Raw genomic sequence first — 23,993 nt, forward strand, 5'->3', positions numbered from 1 at the left:
TAGGGGAGAGGAGGGAGGAGGGGAAAAGGGTGTTTGTTTTTCTTTTTGCATAATCAGCAACGAAATGGGTTAAATGTTGCATTTTTGTTATTGCCTCTTATAGGCTGCTTCTTATTTAGTATCTTTCTATCGAAAATTTTGCTCATTCATTAATTATTTGTACCTTTGCACCTCCAATAAACTGTTTATTATCAAATTATATCATTTTAATTAATAGGATTATCAATAAAACTTATGCAGCAGAAATGCGAGGGATTGTTCTATTCCTTACTTTTGCGCGCTTTTTACACTATAGAAATTTTAATTCTTAATTCTGATTTTTAATAAAAAAAACTTAAATTTAGTATGCAGAAATTTTTTTTAAAGAATGTGTTACTAACATTGTTCCTTTGCTGTGTCGGGAATATTTCGGCACAAACCATAGTAGGACATATAGTAGCCCAAACGCCAGTGAACTTCGCTAATGAAAATTTTAGCGCTGGTACGCTTACGGTAACTCTTACTTTACCTGCAAACACTGCCTCTGCCGAAATTACTTTCCCTACAGGGATTGAGTATGTGGCGGGTTCACTTGCCAAAGCGAGTGGTGCAGCAACGGTGGACTATGTAGCAGGATCACCTGCAGGTAAGCCTAAGTTTACTTTCACCGGTGCATCAGGGGGCATTACCTTTACTATTAAGAGGAAGGTAACTAAAGCCGCCCTTGCTACCCTTAACGCTTCTTCGGTAACACTCAAAGACCGCATAAGCGTAACATCAGGTTCCGCTACTGATGCTAAGGACTCCAATGACTATTCGCTTCCTGTACCTAAGATAGTGGTGCAGTTTTCTCCTATAAGTGAGGAAACTCATAACAATGCTTCGGGGACAAGCAACAAGACCTTTGTGTTGCGTAACTCGGGGGACGGGAAAGTAAAAGATATATATTTTAGTGTGAAATATCCTACAGGTATCACTGGTAACAGCATCCGTTATAATGGGGCTGTGCTTAGTCCGGTTGGTACAGTACCTTCTGGTGTAGGTAATAATACGGGAGAAAAGCTATATCGTGTAACAAGTACTAGTGGTGGTTTTGGAAAAAACGACGAGATTACCATTACTGAGAATTATACCGTAACAGGCTGTGATTCTAACCGCAATATAAAATATGAAGCCTATTGGGGCGAAAGCATTACCCAATTGTATGAAATGCGTGACCGTGCAAGAGCTATTAATGTGCTTACTGGTACGCCGAAGATTGAAATGAATACCAATAACACCGAAAGTTATTTTCAGTGGGCGGATGGTATTTGTGGGAATAAGCTGGGTGTTTTCACAGTAAAATTCACCAATGCAGGTAGTGGTAACGGTACGGCTTATGACTTGAGTATGCTACTACAATCATATCTTAGTAGCCAGAAGTTTAAGTTTCATCGTCCTACTAACTTCCGTTTGGTAGCTACTGATAATACTGAGGTGCCAATCAGCTCAATGACTCCTGATAACACTACTATTGTAGACAGGAATATAGACTTCAATAACCTACCTGAGCTGTTGCATACTACTTTGGGTACTAAAGATATAGGTCTTACCGATATTGATGGTGATGGTTTTCGAGATGATTTAGCTACCAACGCGCAGCTTACTATCCGTTTTGATATGGTTAAGAATGAGCCTTTGGTATGCTTGAAAGATGCAGGAGGGCAGTTTGCTATTTCACCTCAAGTGCAGTTTTTCTATAAAGATGCTTGTGGAGCCTCATTAAAATCGGATGCCTTTGCCATTAGTGCTAACACTATGCGTCGCCTTTTCTTAGGTATTAACGATGCTTCTAAATTTCCTACTGAGCTTGCTCAAAATACCTCTAAACCTGGTTATGTTATCTTTGGAGGGCATACTTATTATAACTATGAGGTGCTTAAAGGTCAGTATTTAAAACATAATGAACGCCGCTTCCGTTATGAAGTAAAATTACCTCAAGGTATTGGGCTTAAAAATGTGAAGTTCTATATAGGTGATGACTATGGTACCTCGAAAAAGGCACCTATTGCACTTGCTGATGTGCCGCCAGGAGGAACCCTTTCATATACTACTGCTGATACCGAAAAGGGTTATATCAGCTTTGATGTTGAACTTACAACACCTTGTACTTCAGGCAATCTAAATATAGATTATAGCATCTATCACATTGATAATGCCAATACACCTCTTGCTTGTGAGCTTCAGTTAATATGTGAGCGCCACACTCTAAACGCTATATGTCCTGGCCATTGTGGTATTGCAGCCCCAGAGTTGTTAAATACTAAAGCCGAACGTGCTGAAAACTCTTATGGTTGGACTGACTATACTATGACCACTCGCCAAACACGTGATAATGTATCGGAAATACAACGCCAACGTGCTTTACATCTTGACGAAATTGAGATTACTGCTGTAGGTAAACAAGGGGCAGATGTTGCTACCAACTTGTTTTACCACGCAACTATAGTGAAACACGTGAAGTTAGTACCTAAAAAGATTACTATTAAAGTAGGTAATAACCCTGTGGCAACCCTGCCAGCTAATGCTACGAATGTAGCAGAGGTAAGTGATAATAATGGTAACTACTATCGTTGGGATCTTACTTCTGTATTGCCTACTGGAGGTATACCTGCGGGAGCAACTTTTAGTGTAGTAGCTACCTATCAGGTAAACAACCCTAATACTACTAATATTAAAGACTATACCTATGATATACCTTCTGGTGGCGAGTCATTCTTTTATATGCTTGCTAACTATTCAGATAATAGTATAGATGCAAAAGGTATCCATACCAATGCTCTTTATTGTGGGGCAAAACAAACACCTGCATTTTATGTAGCCGAGACCTATACTATTATGGGTACTAATGCTTACACCATAAAAGCCTGCAACATAACAAATATAGGTTCTAACCAAGGTTATTTAGCACGTCGTTTTGCTACTATAGGTGCTTACTTTACCGATGAGTTTCGTCCTGGTAGGCGTATTAAGTATTTCAAAGTAATAGTGCCTGTATCCTATAACCTTGCCAAAGATGTTGAATATGGTTTTAGAAAGAAATATAGAGATTATGCCGAAGGGGGTAGCGCTATAAAAATACCAGTGTCTAGCTTTACCGTTAGTAACGATGGTATCTTCAAAACCTATACCTATATTAACCCTGCCGAAGGTAGTGCAGGTTACTTGTACCCAGGTGAAATATCGGTAGAAAATGGTTATGATAGTGAAATCAAAACATGGTTACAAGCTACCTGTGATTCAAAATTATTTGTAAACTACAACCAAGCCATTGCTGATAACCAAGTGGCTAAGCTAGAGATAGAATATGAAGATTATTATTACCATTACGCTGATAAAGCTAATAAGATGGTAGTCCCAGCAGCTATTAGTCAGGATATTAGATATTTTGAAAAACCTGCTATTAACCTTCTTACTCAAACCCCACAAATTATTACGGCTAACCAGCGTACCCAAACCTTAGAGTTTAAGATTACCAATACCAGTGTGGCTGATGCTCCTTACGGTTGGGTATCAATACCTGATGTACAAGGGGTTAATATCAGTAAGCTTACTGAAATTGATGCAAGTGGCAATGTGATAAATACATTTACCCCTCAAGCTATTTCTGGTGAAAAGATGTACTTCTTAAGTGAAGGTACTACCACTGGTACAGGTACTATTCAAAAAAATAAAGAACGCCGTTTTAGGTTAGAGTACCAAATTACAAACTGTACAGCTGGTAATATTAACTTTGGAGTGTATGCAGGCTGGAACTGTAATGAGAACCCTACACGAGGGTATGCTCATACCTGCCATGAAAACCAAATCACCTATAATGTAAAAATTGCTAAGAGCTTAAAACAGATTACTCCTAGCCCTACAAACCCAGGAGAGAATAATCCTGATAAAATAGGCTCTATATCAATGTGCCAAAAAACTAAGTATGAATATACTATTAATAGTGGTGACGAAGGTGATATTTTTGATGCTAAACTTGTAGTAGTAAAACAAGATGGTCTTACTATTAGTGATGTAACAGTAGAGTATCCACTTAATAGCGGTACCTACTATACCACTACTAGCGCTAAACCTATAGGTGTACAAACCATAGGTAATAAAACTATTTATGATCTTAGTGATATATTGCCTAACGGTAGCCTTCCTGGTACTATTACCGAGCAGAATAATGTGAATAGGCGTAACCTAAAACTCAGCTTTAATGTACAGCCAGGCTGTGAATTTACTGCAGGTTCATCTTTTGACATTGATATTGAAGGTAACAACCTTTGTGGTAATCCTGCTGAAGGAGATAAAACAAAAGTAATTATTGCTGGTATTGCTGGGGTGAACGCCAACCTTTATAAGGTGAATAACTCTATTGTAAGTGCTGGTGGTAATGCCAATGCTTGTAGTACTGAGTACGCTCTGTTTAAAGGGAAACATCAAATTATTGATCTTTCTCCTGGGCAGCACTTCAAAACTGAAGATAAGGGTATGGTAGTAATACGCATCCCTAAAGAGTTTGAGTATATTGCCAATTCATTTAGTTTTATAGGTAAAACAGGTACTTATTTCGCCGATCCTACATTAGCTACTCCTGCTACAGTTCCTACCCCTGATGGAGGAAGTGACTTACATATCAAAATCCCTGCTGAAATGAAGGGGAATGATTACTTTGAATACACCATTCGTATTAAGCAGAAAGCTAATACACCTATAGATAACTGTACTGAAAACTCTAAAATACAGTATTTCACTACGGATAAAGTACAAGGGGTAACCTGCCCTGGTGGTGTTGTGAATCCTTGTCCTACTATTACTGTTGAAACTACAACCAAACGTGGAGAAGTAGTTATTCCTGTGGAAAGAGCAGGAATAAGCCTTCAAAACGTACAAGTAGTAAAAGCTGTAGCCCAAAACGGTAAGGAAAAACTTACCTTGCAGTACTTGCTCACCAATGCTGCTTCATCTACAGTTACCTTTACAGGTACTCTTAAAGTGAGCTTATATAATGACCTTAATAACAACGGACTTATAGAAGAGGCTACTGATGAAAAGCTGGAAGACTTTACTCTTACAGGTCTATCAGTGCCTGCAGGAGCTACTCTTACCCAAACAGCACTTATTGAGATAGCTCAAAATAAAGTATGCCGTTTGTTGCTTTCTATACGTAATACAGCTAACCATTGCTTGTGTAATGATGTGGCTGTAACAGTACCTGCTCCTACTGTAGTAGAAGCTTTGGTAAGTACTGTAACTACTTGTAGCAGTACTCCTATTACCCTTACTCATATCTCGGGAGCACCTACTTATGAGACCTATACTTGGGAAGCTACCGCTACAGGTACTTTGGCTTACCTATCTGACTCTAATATCAAAGAGCCTGTATTTACTTATACAGGAGCAAGCCTTAGTGCTGCACATACCATTACTTATTTGTTAAAAATAAAACGCACCAATGGTTGTGAAGCTACTCAAACAGTAACAGTAATAGTGAAGCCTTCGGCAGCTACCCCTACTGTAAGTAACAATACTTTATGCCCTACAGCTACCCCTAATGTGGTATCGTTTGCAGGCTATGTTACTGCAGCACCTGCTCATAACTTACGTTGGTATGCTACAGCTACTAGTACAACTACTATTGCAGTGCCTACCATTAATACTCAGGTAACGGCTCGTACCATACAAACAGTATATGTAGCACAAGCACCTGCTGTAGGTTGCGAAAGTGCTCGCGTACCTGTTACCTTAATAGTTGATGATACAACCTTACCTACCCTAACAGCTCCGGCTCCTTTGGTACTTAATTGCCAAAACGCTACGGCAACTATCACTCAGTGGCTAGGTATAGCTACTGCTACCGATAGTTGTGGTGTGGTAAGTATTACTAACAACTATAACGCTGTAAAACCAGCTGATTTGTGTAATAGTAACGGAGTGGTAACAGTTACTTTTGTAGCAAAAGATCCATTTGGCAATACTGTTACCAAAACTAGCACTATTGTTTTAGTAAAAATAGATGCAGTAGATGATGACTTTGCTGTAACAGATGGTTCGGTTGTTACTACTTCAACTAAGACAGTATTCGCAAATGATAAAGTAGGCAACCAAACAGCTACTGCTGCTACTGTAAGTATGACGGTAACTACCCCAGCTGTAGGAGCTACAGGTAGTGCAACACCTACCCTTAATGCTGATGGTACAGTTACTGTTCCAGCAGGAACTAAATCGGGTACTTACCAAATAGGATACAAGATTTGTGCTGTAATATCAGGTATTACTGCTTGTGATACAGCTACAGCTACTATTGTAGTAGGTACACCATCTATCACAGCTAATCCTGATACCTTTACTATTACCACAGGAACTAGCACCAAGTCGGTACTTGATAATGATAAGATAGGTATAGCAACTACAACAACTAGTACTGTAAATGTATCGGTAGTTACGGGAGCAACCCCTAAACAAGTAGGTACTAGTACCCCTACTTTGGATAGCGATGGTAAAGTAACCGTTCCTAACAATACGCCAGCAGGTACTTATACTATAGTATACCAAATCTGTGATAAGCTAAACGCTGGTAATTGTGCGACAAGTACAGCTACTATTGTAGTAGGTACACCATCTATCACAGCTAATCCTGATACCTTTACTATTACCACAGGAACAAGCACCAAGTCGGTACTTGATAATGACAAGATAGGTACAGCAACTACAACTACTAGTACTGTAAATGTATCGGTAGTTACAGGCGCAACCCCTAAACAATCAGGTACTAGTACCCCTACTTTGGATAGTGATGGTAAAGTAACCGTTCCTAACAATACACCAGCAGGTACTTACACTATAGTATATCAAATCTGTGATAAGCTAAATAGCGGAAACTGTACAACAAGTACAGCTACTATTGTAGTAGGTACGCCATCTATCACTGCTAATCCAGATACCTTTACTATTACGACAGGAACCAGCACCAAATCGGTACTTGATAATGATAAGTTAGGTACAGCAACTACAACTACTAGTACCGTAAATGTATCGGTAGTTACAGGCGCAACCCCTAAACAATCAGGTACTAGCACTCCTACATTGGATAGTGATGGTAAAGTAACCGTTCCTAACAATACACCAGCAGGTACTTACACTATAGTATATCAAATCTGTGATAAGCTAAATAGCGGAAATTGTGCAACAAGTACAGCTACTATTGTAGTAGGTACGCCATCTATCACAGCTAATCCAGATACCTTTACTATTACCACAGGAACAAGCACCAAGTCGGTACTTGATAATGACAAGATAGGTACAGCAACTACAACTACTAGTACTGTAAATGTATCGGTAGTTACAGGTGCAACCCCTAAACAATCAGGTACTAGTACCCCTACTTTGGATAGTGATGGTAAAGTAACCGTTCCTAACAATACACCAGCAGGTACTTACACTATAGTATATCAAATCTGTGATAAGCTAAATAGCGGAAATTGTGCAACAAGTACAGCTACTATTGTAGTAGGTACGCCATCTATCACAGCTAATCCAGATACCTTTACTATTACCACAGGAACAAGCACCAAGTCGGTACTTGATAATGATAAGATAGGTACAGCAACTACAACTACTAGTACCGTAAATGTATCGGTAGTTACGGGAGCAACCCCTAAACAAGCGGGTACTAACACACCTACTTTGGATAGCGATGGTAAAGTAACCGTTCCTAACAATACGCCAGCAGGTACTTACACTATAGTATATCAAATCTGTGATAAGTTAAATACAGGAAACTGTGCAACAAGTACAGCAACTATTGTAGTAGGAACACCATCTATTACAGCTAATCCTGATACCTTTACTATTACCACAGGAACAAGCACCAAGTCGGTACTTGATAATGATAAGCTAGGTACAGCAACTACAACTACTAGTACCGTAAATGTATCGGTAGTTACAGGCGCAACCCCTAAACAAGCAGGTACTAGTACCCCTACTTTGGATAGTGATGGTAAAGTAACCGTTCCTAACAATACACCAGCAGGTACTTATACTATAGTATACCAAATCTGTGATAAGTTAAATACAGGAAACTGTACAACAAGTACAGCTACTATTGTAGTAGGTACGCCATCTATCACAGCTAATCCAGATACCTTTACTATTACCACAGGAACAAGCACCAAGTCGGTACTTGATAATGACAAGATAGGTACAGCAACTACAACTACTAGTACTGTAAATGTATCGGTAGTTACAGGAGCAACCCCTAAACAAGCAGGCACTAGTACCCCTACATTGGATAGTGATGGTAAAGTAACCGTTCCTAACAATACACCAGCAGGTACTTACACTATAGTATATCAAATCTGTGATAAGTTAAATAGCGGAAATTGTACAACAAGTACAGCGACAATAATATTACCAGCTCAACCTACAGTGACCCCAACTATAACAACAATAGGAGATGAGTACACTGTAACAGGTACTGTTACTACGCCAGTGACCGTAGGTAATATACTTACTAATGATACCATAGGTAGTCAGACAGCTACAGTGGCTAGTGTAACAATCCACACTGCGACACCAACAAGTGCTACAACCCCTCGTATCGACCCAGTGAGTGGGGATGTGATAGTTCCGACAGGTACGCCAAGTGGTACATACACTATGACTTACTACTTGTGTGAAACGGCAAACAGCAGTAACTGCAGTAGTGGAACAACTGTAACAGTAACCGTGGTAGGAGTGACAACACCAACTGCTACACCGACTATTACAACAGTAGGAGATGAGTATACTGTAACAGGTACTGTTACTACGCCAGTGACTGTAGGTAATATACTTACTAATGATACCATAGGAAGCCAAAGTGCAACCGTAGCGAGTGTTACTATTCATACAGCTACGCCTACTACCCCTACTGAGCCATACATCAACCCAGTGAGTGGGGATGTGATAGTTCCTACAGGTACGCCAAGCGGTACATACACTATGACTTACTACTTGTGTGAAACGGCAAACAGCAGTAACTGCAGTAGTGGAACAACTGTAACAGTAACCGTGGTAGGAGTGACAACTCCAACAGCTACCCCAACTATTACAACAATAGGAGATGAATATACTGTAACAGGTACAGTTACTACGCCAGTAACCGTAGGTAATATACTTACTAATGATACCATAGGTAGTCAGACAGCTACAGTGGCTAGTGTAACAATCCACACTGCGACACCAACAAGTACTACAACCCCTCGTATCAACCCAGTGAGTGGGGATGTGATAGTTCCTACAGGTACGCCAAGTGGTACTTATACTATGACTTACTACTTGTGTGAAACGGCAAATAGCAGTAACTGCAGTAGTGCAACAACTGTAACAGTAACCGTGGTAGGAGTGACAACCCCAACAGCTACTCCAACTATTACAACAGTAGGAGATGAGTATACTGTAACAGGTACTGTTACTACGCCAATAACCGTAGGTAATATACTTACTAATGATACCATAGGTAGTCAGACAGCTACAGTGGCTAGTGTAACAATCCATACTGCGACACCAACAAGCGCTACAACCCCTCGTATCGACCCAGTGAGTGGAGATGTGATAGTTCCGACAGGTACGCCAAGTGGTACGTATACTATGACTTACTACTTGTGTGAAACGGCTAACAGTAGCAACTGCAGTAGTGCAACAACTGTAACAGTAACTGTGGTAGGAGTGACAACCCCAACAGCTACCCCAACTATTACAACAGTAGGAGATGAATATACTGTAACAGGTACTGTTACTACGCCAGTGACTGTAGGTAATATACTTACTAATGATAGTATAGGAAGCCAAAGTGCAACCGTAGCGAGTGTTACTATTCATACTGCGACACCAACAAGTACTACAACCCCTCGTATCGACCCAGTGAGTGGAGATGTGATAGTTCCGACAGGTACGCCAAGTGGTACATACACTATGACTTACTACTTGTGTGAAACGGCTAACAGTAGCAACTGCAGTAGTGCAACAACTGTAACAGTAACTGTGGTAGGAGTACCAGCGGCAGCACCTATTGCAGTTGATGATAGAGTAACAACTCCGCTTAATACACCGGTAACTATTAACGTACTTGGCAATGATACCCCTCAAGGAGCAACGCCTAACATTACTACAGCCCCAGCTAATGGTACAGCGGTAGTGAATGGAGATGGTACAGTGGAATACAGACCTAATAACAATTTTGCAGGAATAGATACCTTTGTGTATGAGCTTTGTACCGCAGGAGGTTGTGCTACAGCTACAGTAACTATTCAGGTTATTAAGAAACTTGTAATCTACAATGGAGTATCGGTGGGAGGTAATCCTGAAAATGATCACTTCCATATTGCGGGAATAGAGAACTACCCTAATAACGTGGTACGCATCTATAACCGTTGGGGAGTGAAAGTATGGGAGGCTGAACACTATGATAACGTTCGTACAGTATTTAGAGGTATCTCGAACGGACGTGTAACTATAGAAGCTCCTGAAACATTACCTCAGGGTACTTATTACTATGTAATAGAGTATACTAATGAGAATAATGAAAGACAAAATGAAGTAGGCTGGTTATACCTTAAAAAGAACTAGTATTATCAGGCGCTTATTGTAATAAAACAGGAAAGCCCCTCGCATTCTGCGAGGGGCTTTTTTTGTGTTGTTTTTGGGCTTTTAATTATCTTATTTTTTGGTTTTGGATACCTATGGTAAGGTAGTACTGTCCGGAAGTATCGCGTAGGCGTAAACCGTGATCGGCACCTTTATCAAGGTCGTATAAATGACCTTCGTTTTTCTTCATAACAGCGCGTACTAAATCATCAAATGAGGGTAGGGGGAAAGTAAGCTCTATTTTTCCGCCTTTATCTTGCTGTATTAGTACATCGATGTTGATGCTTTCTCCTTTCTTAAAATCGACCATTCTTTGGCGTATAGCGTAGTAATAATGGTCGTAAGTGAGTTTGCTAGATCTGGTGGTTACTCCTTTTTCATCGGTTCGGTTAATGACGTAGTGTAGGGTTCTTTTTTTATTGTTGAATTTATCGACTAAGTTATCTCTTTTGGCGAGAATGTCAAAATCAAGTTTTTTATTATCGATAGCACCTACATTATTTTTTTGGTATTTGGAGTAGATAACAGTTTTAAAAATCTGGTTGCTGCCCAACTCGCGCATACGGTATGAAAGAGGTACTCCTAAGTTATCTTTGCCCAGAGTGGCACCTTCTTGTAGGAATTTCCTAATGGCGGCAAAATCGCCTATGCTTTCGCCTGCTAATTTGGCATTTCCGCCATATACACGTCCTGTAATGGTAGATTTTTTTCTGAGTTCATTATAGGCAGCTTCGGCTTCGACGGTAGCTTTGCCACTTAAGAAAGATGCGTTAATTTTTGATTCGACTTCTAATTTAGAGAGAGAAGACTCAATGCCTAAGAGCAATACACGTCCGTATTTAATAGATGAGATGTAGATAGGTTTTTCGTTTCCTAAGGCATTTTGGTAATCGAAATTATCGCTAAAGAAGTCGGATGGTTTTTCGGGTTGATCGACATCGATGGTGTAGAATACTTGTTCTATTTTGACGATATAGCGTGTTTTTTCGGTGTCGTATTTAAATCCTACGCTTCCTTTTACTTTATTGATAGCTCCTTCGTAATTGGCTCCTAAGGCGACTTTGAGGTGTTGTTCGTCGTGTACCTCATAGCTATCGTAGGTGATGTTGGCGGGAGGGGCATTGAAGTTTTTGTTTAGCAGTTCGCTAATAGCATCGCGGGCGGCTGATAGTTTGGCTTCTTTGATTGTAGTGCTTGTTTTATCGCCGGTAAGTGATACGGAGATGGTGTAGGGCTTGCGGGGTGCAAAAATGGTGTTATAAGTGCCATCAACCACTGATTTTGCCTTGAACATAGCGCCTGGGAAGAAGGCTTCTTCGTTATCGGCGTATAGGAGTTGGTTTTCATACTCTTTGGCTTGCTCATAGTACTTGGTGGCGGCTATGGGCATATAATCATCGAGTAGAGCAGCGGTGCGTGCTGTATTGGAAGAAACAACTCTTTCTTTGAAGGGTTCTCTTTGTTTTACTGATGGTAGTTTGGCTACGTAGGCGTTTAGGCTTTTAGCATCTAATTTTGGTTGTTGGGGAGTGTTGTTGTCCTCTTTTTTACAGCTAAAGAGGGTGATAGCAGCTAAAATTAACAGGCTGCTTTTCAAATACATACTTTGTACTTTCATATTGAAAAAATTATTAATTAGTTACGTTAATAATGTTTTCAATTCATTCTTTCATGCAATATTTGCCAAAAAGTAACAAATTCTGTGCCAGAATTTAGATTTTATTAAGAAATTATGAGGAAATGGAGTTCTTATGGATAGTTGGGGAAGGGGGATAGTGGTGATATTTAGGATAGTAGGTTTTGGGAGGCTACAGCTGTTGTTTGTGAATACTCGGCTGCGGGAGCTTGGTAACTATCCTTCGTTTATAGTTCGTTTATCCTTCGTTATTCGTTCGTTCAAGATATGGTTATGGTTTTTTGTTGGAGGGTGCTTATTGAGTTGAGTTGGTAACTTTCCTTTGGTTATTTTTTGGGGTGTTTTTGGTGGGAATGTTTTTTGGTTGTGGTTTTTTTGGTTGTAAAAAGGAAGGTAAAGAAGGTGTTTTTTGTGGTTTTTGTTTATTTCTTAACGTTTTTCTTAACATCTTTTTTTAGGTTGCTTTTTATAATAGCTTAATATTCAGCTATTTCATAAATGGTTGTTAAATATTTCACAAAAAACTTGTCAAAATATTTTTTTATATTAAAAAACTTACATATTTTTGCGGCGTTATTTCGTAGTGAAATAAAAATTACGTAAAAACGAAATATGTTAAAAACCAAAAAACAGAGTATTAACCGATAACTTACCCGTTATCACAAACCAATGAATGTATGATTCAAAGATTATTGTTATGCTTGTTGGTTTTGATTAGTTTTGCTCCGACAGATAGTTATGGGCAAACCAAAACCAAACGAATTATTACTGGTACCGTTTCGGATGAAGGAGGTCCTTTGTCTGACGTTAACGTCTTTATCAAAGGGCAGCCTAAGAAAGGGGTTATCACAGATCTTGATGGGCACTACTCTATTGAAGTAAGCGGTGCTAAAGATGTACTTGTGTTTTCTTACATAGGCTTTAAGCCTGAAGAGGTAATTGTAGGGAAGCTAGGGGTAGTGGATGTAAAACTGAAATCGGAAAACGAGCAGTTGGAAGAAGTAGTAGTCTCAGCAGGAGGTGTTACCCAACGCAAGATTAGTGTGAGTGGGGCTATTACGAGTATTAAAGGTGGAGACCTTAAGATGCCTACATCATCACTTACTACCTCATTAGCAGGTCAGTTGGCAGGTCTTATTTCTATCACAGGAAGTGGGGAGCCTGGTAGTGTATCTAACTTCTATATCAGAGGTATCAGTACCTTTGGTGGGCGTGCTACTCCGCTTATTATCTTGGATGATATTGAGATTTCGGCTAGCGACCTTAACAATATTCCTGCTGAAACTATTGAAAGTTTTTCTTTGCTTAAAGATGCATCAGCAACAGCAGTGTATGGATCACGTGGTGCTAATGGTGTGCTTATTGTAAAGACTAAAGATGGTAAGAACAATGAGAAAACTCGTATTGGTGTAACTTATGAGCAATCTTTCAATACACCGATGAACTTCCCTAAATTTGTGGATGGTGCTACTTGGATGGAACTTTATAATGAGGCGCTACTTACTCGTAACCCTCAAGGTTCGACCAAATATACTCAAGAGATGATTGATAATACTCGTAATCATGTAAATGAGTATGTGTATCCAGATGTAGATTGGAAAAAAGTGCTTTTCCGTGATATGGCTCTTACCCACCGTGCTAACCTTAACGTACAAGGGGGTGGTGATAAAACTACTTACTATATGAGTGTACAAGCTAACCATGATGAAGGATTGGTAAAAACTAAGAAATTGTATTCTTGGGATAACTCAATTAGTCGCTGGTCATACAACTTCCAGAATAACATTACTTACAAACTTACTCCTAGTACTAAGATTGAGTTACGTATGAATGCACAAATACGTAAACATTTAGGAGGTAACTATAATAACAGTGGATTATTTGGAAAATTATTAGATTCAAACCCAGTGAACTTCCCTGTTATGTTCCCTGCACAACCTGGTGATACTCACATTCGTTATGGTAGTTCGGTAATTACAGGTACATCATACAGAGAGAACGTTTTTGCTACAATGAATACTTCATTTAGAGAAGAACGCCAAAATACTTTGAATACATCATTGAAAGTAAACCAAGATTTTGATTTTATTACTAAAGGGCTAACAGGTTCTGTACTTGTTAACTTTAAGAACTGGAGTCAGAACTATTATACTCGTACTATTAACCCATATACTTATATGGTAAAATCTGGCTCGTATGACCCTGCTACTGGAACTTATGACTTAGAGAGGTTAAATCAAGGTACTGAGTATATTGCACAATCAGCTATTGCAAAAGGTGGAGATGAAACTTTTTATTTGCAAGGTAATTTGAACTATAGCCGTAAAGTAGGAGATCATTCTTTTGATGCTATGGCACTTTACACTCAACGTGAATATAAATCGGATGTGTTACCTCACCGTAACCAAGGGTATTCAGGACGTCTTACTTATAACTATGCTTCTAAATACTTATTAGAAGGTAACTTTGGTTATACTGGTACTGAGCGTTTGAAAAAAGGAGCTCGTTTTGAGTTTTTCCCTGCAGTTTCTGCTGGTTGGGTAGTAAGTGAAGAGAAATTCTATGAGCCAGTTAAGAAATATATGAACTTCTTAAAATTCCGTGCTTCTTATGGTTTGATTGGTGAAGATGGAACAGGACTTGGAGCAGGAGCTGAACACTTCTTATATCTTAATACTGTATTGTTTGATCAAAATGGTTATGGCTATACTACAGGTATTGATTTGAATACCTTGAAAAAAGGTCCTAAAGTTAAAAACTATGCTGTAGAAAATGCTACTTGGGAAAAAGTTAAAAAGCTAAATATTGGTGCTGACTTTAACTTGTTTGGTGTAGCCTTTACTGCAGACTACTTCTATGACAAACGTTACGATATTTTGTTAAAACGTGAAGCTTTTCCTCAACAATTGGGATATGATGAAGCTAAGCCTTGGGTGAACAAAGGTAAGGTAGATAACTGGGGATTTGAGTTTAGTGCTAACTACAACAAGAAGCTGAATGAAAACCTTCACCTATCTTTAAAAGGTAACTTTACTTACACTCAGAACAAATATGTGGATATAGATGACTTATACTTCAAATATCCTTGGCAAATACGTACTGGAAGACCTATGTCTCACCGAGTAGGTTATATAGCAGAAGGTTTGTTCAAATCACAAGAAGAGATAGATAACAGTCCGCAACAAAACTTAGGTAGCAAGCCTATGCCAGGAGATATTAAATACCGTGACCTTAATGGTGATGGTGTGATAGATAGCAATGACCAAACTATGATTTCGGAATATGGAGGAGTGCCTCGTATTCAATACGGTTTTGGATTTACTGTTACTTACAAGAAGTTTGACTTTGGAGCCTTCTTTAACGGAGCCGCCAAACGCAATATAATGACAGGTCTTACTACTCCGTTTGGACGTAATGACCGCCACGTATTCCAACATATAGCTGATACCCGTTGGACAGAAGCTAATCCTAATCCTAATGCTGTATACCCACGTTTGGGATTACAAGAAGGAGATGTGGCTAACAATGATCAAAATAGTACTTATTGGTTACGTGATGGTGATTTCTTACGTTTCAAACAGTTATCAGTAGGATATAACTTTAAATATGGACGTGTATATTTTGCAGGTAATAACTTGGCAGTATTTAGCAAGTTTAAACTGTGGGATCCTGAATTGGCTTGGAACATTTATCCATTGCAACGTATTTACAGCTTAGGTTTCCAATTTACTTTTTAACCCTTAAAACAGAATTAATATGAAAGTTTTTAAATATATACAAGGCAATTTCTTACGCTTGTTGCTTGTGGCAATGATAGCGTTGGCTAACGTAAGATGTTCTGATTATTTGGATGTAGTGCCACCTGAACAAGCGGGGCTTCCTGATGCTACTAAAGATTATGATAGTACTTTGAAGTTTTTGTATTCTTGTTATGCAGGGATAGCTAGCCCTTACTACTATAGTACTTTGGAAGGAGCTTCGGATGAATATGTATTGCCTCCGTTATGGAATGAGGGTATGCACCGTATTCTTCAAAATACTAACGCTCCAGGCTCGGTTGCTGATGGCTGGCGTTGGGGTAATAACTATTACAAATTCATTGGACAATGCTATTTGTTCTTAAGCCAAATAGATAATGCACGTGAGGTAACAGATGCACAAAAGAAGCAATGGAAAGCAGAAGCTAACTTTATGATAGCTTACTACCATATGATGCTATTATGTACTTATGGTCCTTGCCCTATACAAGATTCTTTTACCCCAATGAATACCGATGCTAAAGAGTATAAAGGACGTTATCACTTTGACTATGTAGTGAATTGGGTAGTAAACAAATTTGATGAAGTAGCAGCAGACCTTCCAGCTAAACAAGAAAATGAAAACTGGGGACGTGCTACCTCTACTATAGCTAAGGCTTTAAAAGCACGTTTATTAGTATATGCTGCTTCGCCATTATGGAATGGTAGTTTCCCTTATCCTAACTGGAAGAACACTAATTTTGAAACTCCTGGTTATGGATATGAATTAGTGAGCAAAACTTATGATGCAAGCAAATGGCAACGTGCTAAAGTAGCTTGCCAAGAGGCTCTTGACTATGCTATGGGAGAAGGAGGTTGCTCATTATTTACAGATGAAGAAATGTACACACGTGGAAACATAGACTTACCTTATGTGCCTGGTGTAGATAAAAACACTCCTGAAGGAAAAGCTTTCTTGAAAAAAGTAATGCTAATGCGTTATCTTACTGTGAGTCGTTACTCTGAAGGTAATCACGAAATAGTATGGCCATCGGCTGACCAAGGTAACTTTATATACGGACAAGTGCCTCACCACGTATTTACTCGTACAAATAAACAAAACGTAGGTTATTATAGTGGTGTATCGCCAGTGTTAAATACTTCTATACATTATTTTTATACCAAAAATGGTAAACGCCCTGCGAATGACCCTACTTTTGCGCCAGAATCAGAATGGTACAAATCGGCTGGTATAGCTAATGAATCAAGAGATGTTACTAACCGTAAGGATATTATCAAACTTAACGTAAACCGTGAGCCACGTTTCTATGCTTGGTTTGCTTTTGATGGTGGAGACTTTGCAAGTAAACTAAATCAAGGAAAACCATTACATATTGAACTACGTAATGGAGATAAACAAGGTTATAACCCTGTGAAATACCAACGTGATAACAACGTAACTGGTTATTTCAGCCAAAAAGGGATAATGCCTAAACTTACATTTGATGCTAATGGTGGCTGGAACTATGAGAGCAAACCACGTTCACTTATCCGCTTGGCTGAATTGTACTTAAACTTAGCTGAATGTGAGGCAGCCTTAGGAGAAAATGCTAATGCTATTACCCACCTTAATGTAATACGCGAACGTGCTGGGGTACCTGCCCTTACTGCAGCTGATATTACAGGTAACATGACTATGACAGAATGGGTGCGCAATGAACGCTTTATAGAACTATGGGGTGAAGGACAACGCTATTACGATATACGCCGCTGGATGATTGCTCCTGAAACTATGGGTACAAACAAACGCTTAGGACTTAATGCTTATGGTATAGTGAATCCTACATTTGAACAGTTTAATACAGTAACACCTATTAAACAACCTTTTGAATGGAACAACCGTATGTATTTATTGCCTATCTACGTTAATGAGGTGTACAAAAACCCTCAGTTAATACAAGCCCCAGGCTATTAATAACCTTAATATTATACCACTATGAATATATTAAAACATATTGCTTTGGCAGCTTCGTGTGCTATCTTATTGGTAGGGTGCGAAAAGTATGGCGACCTTGTGCCTGCTGAATACCACAGCGTAACACTGATAAAAGAAAACGGTAACCAAGATGTAACTCTTTATACCGAAGTGGGTGAGCAAGGAAAATTTGAGTATACCATAATTAAATCGGGGAGTGAGCCCGATGCTGTTGCAACAGTTCAAACAGAAATATTAACCTTAGAACAGCTAAAAGAGATTGGTTTTACTAGTATTAAACTTTTCCCTGAAAACTTATATACAGTAGACCAAACATCATTTAACCTTGATGGTAATAATCGTTATGCTAAAGGTACTATTACCTTTAAAAATGATGAGTTAGACGCTTTTCTTAAAACCATTGAAGTTAATGACCGTGATAACTATAAAGTGCCTTTGCGCATAAAAAGTAGTAATGCTACTGTAAATGAAGAAAAGAGTTACTTTTTATTACGTCCACGCTTGTTAAAACCTTCTATTAACTATGAAGTAGCTGCTAAAGAAGTAACTGTAGGTGCTACTGGTACAGAGTATGATTTCTTCTTGGAATTGCCTTTTGCAAGTCCTTGGGATTTTGAATGTACAGTGGTGAGCAGTACAGGTGCTAATCTTCCTGCTGATGCTTATACTATTGAGAATGAAGGTAAGGTTACTTTTGCAAAAGGAGAACGCCGTAGTAAAGCTTTGAAAATAAATGTAAAAGGTGAACTAATAGGTAAATATACCTTACCGCTTAAAATAAGCAATATTACTAAAGCAGGTATTACCTTGCCAGCTAAAGACTTTAGACTTACAGCTGTGATAAATATAGAGGCTAAGAATAAATTGGCTCTTACTGCAAGTATGATAAGCTCTAACGCTCCGCAAATAGGAGAAGGTTCTATAGCCAACTTATTGGATGGAGATACTAACAGCTACTTCCACTCGGCTTGGAGTAATGACCCTACAGCTTCGGGTGTGGCTCACAACTTGGTGGTAACCCTTAGTGCAGAGAAAAGCATTTTTGCTCTTAGTTTCAATAACCGTAACCATGCTAATGGTAAACCTAAGGTTATTAAAGTGTTAGGCTCTGATGATAATGGTGCTACTTGGTTTGATATTACAACTTTAAATCAAGGTATGCCAACAGCTAATGCTGGCTTGTATATCTCGCCACAGATAGAAAGCCCTAAACCTTTCAAAAAATTGCGTTTTGACGTGACAGAGACTCAAGCGGGAAGTAAGTATTTCTGTTTATCAGAATTTGCATTGTACGCTAAATAGGAAAAAAAAGTAAACAAATTCTATACATTCACTTTTCCATTGCAAAAAACTGCTAAGTAAATTTACTTAGCAGTTTTTTTTTGGAGTTAAAAAGATAACAACTAATGAGGAAACTTGTAGGGATGGGGTGGTTTTTGGTTGGGGTTTGATATTTGGTAGTATTTAGAGGGGGTTTGTTGTGATTTTATTGTTAATTCGGAAATGTTTTATAATTTTGTGGTTTGAGAAGCTTGATTTGTTTGAATATAATGTATTTTCACGATTATAATATAGTAACCCCTTTGGGATTTGATACGGCAAGCACTACTGAAGAGATGCTTGCTGGGAAGACGGGGATTGCACTGCACTCTGCCTTCGGGCAGATAAAAGATGTGCAACTCTCGGTATGTGATGCGGAGGCTACTGAAGAGGCTTTTGCTAAGCTGGGTGTAAAGGGTGTGTTTTCACATCTTGAGAAGCTCTTACTGCTTTCGGCAGTTCCGGTGCTGGATAGGTGTGCTATAGGGCCGCATACGGCACTTATTCTTTCAACCACGAAAGGTAATATTAGTGCTTTGGGAATGGGTGAGGAGTTGCCTTATTTGAACCTACTGGCAGAGAAGATAGCCAAAGTACTAGGGATTACTACTACCCCAATAGTGGTGAGTAATGCGTGTGTATCGGGGGCGATGGCACTGTCGGTAGCGGGGAGATTACTGCAAGGGGGTGTGTATGAAAACGCTCTTGTGCTGGCTGTGGATGAGGTGAGTGAGTTTGTGCTATCGGGGTTCCAATCGTTTCAGGCAATGAGTGCTACCCCTTGCAGGCCTTATGATGCCCAAAGAGATGGTATTAACTTAGGTGAGGCTGCTGCTGCTGTGGTTGTGAGTTGTAGGCGTGAAGGGGCTGTGGCAGAGCTGTTGGGCAGTAGTAGCATCAACGATGCTAATCATATATCGGGGCCTTCGCGTACTGGTGAGGGACTGTGGCGCAGTGTGCAGTGCGCTCTTGCCCAAGCGCAGCTGGGTGCTGATAAGATACAACTTATTAACGCTCATGGTACGGGGACTTTGTACAATGATGAGATGGAGAGTATTGCCTTTGGTAGGGCAGGATTGCTGGATGTGCCTCTGAATAGTTATAAGGGTTATTTTGGGCATACCTTAGGAGCTGCGGGCTTGGTAGAAACTTTATTAAGCATAGACTTTAGCAGGCGTGATATTCTGCTAAAAAGCTTAAATTTTAGCAGCTTGGGGGTATCGCAGCCTATAAATGTATTGAAGGAGACGCTTAGGCAGCGGGTAAGGTATTTGCTGAAAACGGCTTCGGGATTTGGGGGTAGTAATACGGCTTTGGTAATTAAAATGTTGGACAATGACTTGTAGAATAGAACATCATACGATTTGGCTAAATGATAAGGTTGTTTTTGCTGAAATGGACAAGGAGGAGTCTTTTGCTGTTTTTGCTAAAAATGCTTTTAAAGCCTTGGAGATAGAGTATCCTAAATTCTTTAAAATGGATAATTTGAGTAAGCTTGCTTTTTTGGGGGCTGAGGTGTTGCTGGGAGGTGTAGGTGCTGAGGCAAGAGGTGATACTGCGTTGGTGTTTGCAAACCGAAGTGCGAGTTTGGACACTGACTTGAGGCACAGAGAGAGTATAGAGGGGAGTGAGGGGTATTACCCGAGTCCGGCGGTGTTTGTATATACATTGCCTAATATTTGTATGGGGGAGATAAGTATACGCCACGGGCTGCATACGGAGCAGAGCTTTTTTGTGTTGGGGAGTTATGAGCAGGCGGCTCCTTTTTTGGAGGGGTATGCCCAGCAGCTTATTGCACAGGGTGTTGCCCCACAGGTGCTTACGGCTTGGGTAGAGTTGCTTGGGGAGGAGTATGTGTTTGTGAGCAAATTGGTGCAGTAGAGAAATAAACTAACTATATAATAGGCCGGTGTACTTAGTTGTATACTGGCCTTTTTTTTAGGTAAGAGATAAGAGGTAAGAAGGGATGGGGGGAGGAAGTGTGTGCTGCAACTATTTTTGGTGAGATACTTGGCTGTGTATGCTTGCTGACTATCCTTCGCGACATACTTAGCTGTTCCAGCTCGCTAACTATCCTTCGTTTATAGTTCGTTTATCCTTCGTTATTCGTTCGTTCGGGGTAGGGGAGGGATGGAGGGAGAGAGAAAGGAGGGTGGAGGGTGAGAGAAAGGTAGTTAGAAAGAGGGTGGAGAGTGGGCGGAAATTGTTGGGATGGTGGGGGAAAATTATAAGAGGAGCGGGTGGGAGATGAGGGGCGGGAGGGAGGAGTAGAAGAGTGCCTAAGAGGGGGTGTTTTTAGGTGTTTCTTCATAAAAAGGCAAAGGGAAAAGAAAGGGAGAGTTTAAATTAATAGAAAATAGGTTTTTATATTTATCTAATAATCAAACAAGTAAGAAATTGATAAAAAAAAACTTGTTAAAAGATAGTGTCTATATCAAAAATTATTCATAATATTGACGGCTCAAATGAGCTTGTATAACCATTAAATGTGTTAAAAAAATGAGATTATTATTGTTTTTGATGGGCTTTTGGATGGCTTTGGGACAAGCCCAAAATGCGCCTATTACGCTTGATGCTATTTGGGGGCAAGGGGCTTTTTACCCGCAGCGTATGTATAACCTGCGTGCTTTGCAGCACTCGGCAGAGTATACTGTGTTGGAATACAATAGCGAGAAGGGTTCATACCAAATCACATTATACGATTTTGCTACTTTGAGCAAGGTGAAAGACCTATTTGTGGCTAAAGACTTCGGGATAGGAAGGATTAGTGACTATAGTTTCAGTCCTGATGAAAAGCAATTGCTTATAGCTACTAACAGGGAGAGTATTTACAGGCATTCATTTTTGGCGGATTATTATTTGTACGATATAGAGAGTAAGAAGATACAACGTATTTCGGATAAGAAAATAAGTATCCCGACGCTATCGCCAGATGGGAAAAGACTGGTTTTTTCAAGGGAAAACAATCTCTATCTTTATGACCTTGCTACTGGCAAGGAAAGTGCGATTACCACTGATGGTAAAAAGAATGAGATTATAAATGGTACCTCGGACTGGGTATATGAAGAGGAAGCAAGTGTGGTGCGACTGTTTGATTGGAATGCGGATGGGAGCTGTTTGGCATTTGTGCGGCTTGATGAGCGCAAGGTGCCTGAGTTTTCGATGAGTATTTACGGGAATGGTTTGTATCCTACTTATAATACATTTAAGTATCCGAAGGCGGGTGAGAACAACTCGGAAGTGTCATTGCACTTGTATGATTTGAAGACAGGGAAGACGAAGGAGGTGCCTTTGGAGGCTTATTATATTCCGCGTGTGCAGTTTAGCAAGAAGGCGAATTTGCTGATGGTGCAGACTTTGAATAGGCACCAAAACCATTGGGAGGTGGTACAAGTGAATGTAGATAACTTGGAAGTGAAGCCACTTGTGACTGAGAAGAGTGATACGTATGTGGAAATTAATGATAACTTACATTTTTTGGCAGATAATAGTTTTGTGTATCAGTCGGAAAAGGATGGTTATAATCATTTGTACCACTATACGGCTCAGGGGAAGGTGCAGCCTTTGACCCGAGGAGCTTGGGAGGTGACAAACTTTTATGGTTATGATGTTAAGACGAAGCAACTGTTTTACCAATCGACAGAGAAGGGGAGTATTAATAGGGCTATTTATGCGATAGGGCTTAATGGGAAGAATAAGCGGTTACTATCGGCAGAGATAGGGACTAATAACGCTACTTTTAGTGGGGATTTTAGTTATTATATTTTGGCATATTCTAGTATTACGACCCCTCCGCGTTATGCTTTGTACCAAACTAAGACAGGTAGTGAGGTGAAAGAAATACTAAATAACAAGCAGTATTTGGAGTATTTGCAGTATTATAAGTTGGCTAACAAGGAGTTTTTTGAGATAAAGACAGGGCAAGGGACTTTAAATGCTTATATGCTGAAGCCGAAGGATTTTGATGCTACTAAGAAATACCCTGTACTTATGTATCAGTATTCGGGTCCTGGTTCACAACAAGTAGCCAATCATTGGTGGGATATGAATGATTTTTGGCATAGTATGCTTACTGAAAAAGGCTATATAGTGGTGTGTGTAGATGGCAGAGGTACGGGCTTTAAAGGAGCGGAGTTTAAGAAATGTACTTATTTGGAACTTGGCAAGAAAGAAGTGCAAGACCAAGCTGAAGCTGCAAAAATAATAGGCAATTATCCTTATGTGGATAAGAATAGGATAGGGATATGGGGATGGAGTTTTGGAGGATTTATGGCGAGCAACTGCTTGTTCCAACAATCGGATGTATTTAAAATGGCCATAGCAGTAGCACCTGTTACGAATTGGCGTTTTTATGACACTGTATATACGGAACGGTTTATGCGCACTCCGCAAGAGAATTCGCAGGGGTATGATGATAACTCCCCTATAACACACGCTGCGAAACTGAAAGGTAAGTATTTGCTTATTCACGGTACGGCAGATGATAATGTACACGTACAGAATGCTATGGTACTTATAGATGCCTTGGTGAGCTATCGTAAGGATTTTAATTGGCTTATTTATCCGGATAAAGACCATGGTATTTATGACAATACAGGTAGTACACGCTGGCAGTTATACTTAAAGATGACGGAATTTATAGAACAGAATTTGTAAACAAACTTTTAAATTATTA

8 protein-coding genes are annotated in these 23,993 nt (G+C 39.6%); 7 read left to right on the forward strand and 1 reads right to left on the reverse strand.

Going from position 1 to position 23,993, the window contains the following annotated elements:
• Positions 1 to 345 precede the first annotated feature (345 nt).
• Entirely contained in the window at positions 346 to 10,611 is a 10,266-nt protein-coding gene (locus tag C4H12_RS11590; protein ID WP_106099056.1) for a gliding motility-associated C-terminal domain-containing protein, read from the forward strand.
• 85 nt (positions 10,612 to 10,696) lie between these two features.
• Here C4H12_RS11590 and C4H12_RS11595 read toward each other — a convergent pair whose 3' ends face one another.
• Entirely contained in the window at positions 10,697 to 12,247 is a 1,551-nt protein-coding gene (locus tag C4H12_RS11595; RefSeq protein WP_106099057.1) for a thiol-activated cytolysin family protein, read from the reverse strand.
• A 695-nt stretch (positions 12,248 to 12,942) separates the two neighbouring features.
• Here C4H12_RS11595 and C4H12_RS11600 point away from each other — a divergent pair.
• From C4H12_RS11600 to C4H12_RS11625, 6 genes are all read left to right on the forward strand, one after another.
• Positions 12,943 to 16,002, forward strand: coding sequence for a TonB-dependent receptor (locus C4H12_RS11600; protein WP_106099058.1), 3,060 nt, complete (start codon positions 12,943 to 12,945; stop codon positions 16,000 to 16,002).
• A 19-nt stretch (positions 16,003 to 16,021) separates the two neighbouring features.
• A complete protein-coding gene (locus C4H12_RS11605) occupies positions 16,022 to 17,977 on the forward strand; it encodes a RagB/SusD family nutrient uptake outer membrane protein (RefSeq protein ID WP_106099059.1) in 1,956 nt (651 codons plus the stop codon).
• Between the two features lie 21 nt (positions 17,978 to 17,998).
• On the forward strand, positions 17,999 to 19,300 hold the full coding sequence (locus tag C4H12_RS11610; protein ID WP_106099060.1) for a BT_3987 domain-containing protein: 1,302 nt from the start codon (positions 17,999 to 18,001) through the stop codon (positions 19,298 to 19,300).
• Between the two features lie 248 nt (positions 19,301 to 19,548).
• Entirely contained in the window at positions 19,549 to 20,664 is a 1,116-nt protein-coding gene (locus C4H12_RS11615; protein ID WP_106099061.1) for a beta-ketoacyl synthase, read from the forward strand.
• Positions 20,654 to 21,199 (forward strand): 3-oxoacyl-ACP synthase, encoded by a 546-nt coding sequence (locus C4H12_RS11620; RefSeq protein ID WP_106099062.1) that lies wholly within the window; start codon positions 20,654 to 20,656, stop codon positions 21,197 to 21,199. The genes C4H12_RS11615 and C4H12_RS11620 overlap by 11 nt, the downstream gene beginning before the upstream one ends.
• A gap of 618 nt (positions 21,200 to 21,817) precedes the next feature.
• The gene (locus tag C4H12_RS11625; protein WP_106099063.1) at positions 21,818 to 23,974 is read left to right on the forward strand and encodes a S9 family peptidase; all 2,157 of its coding nucleotides are present in this window, start codon (positions 21,818 to 21,820) and stop codon (positions 23,972 to 23,974) included.
• The last annotated feature ends 19 nt before the right edge of the window (positions 23,975 to 23,993 follow it).

The organism is Capnocytophaga sp. oral taxon 878, assembly GCF_002999135.1.
In the GTDB taxonomy this organism is placed as follows: Bacteria; Bacteroidota; Bacteroidia; order Flavobacteriales; family Flavobacteriaceae; genus Capnocytophaga.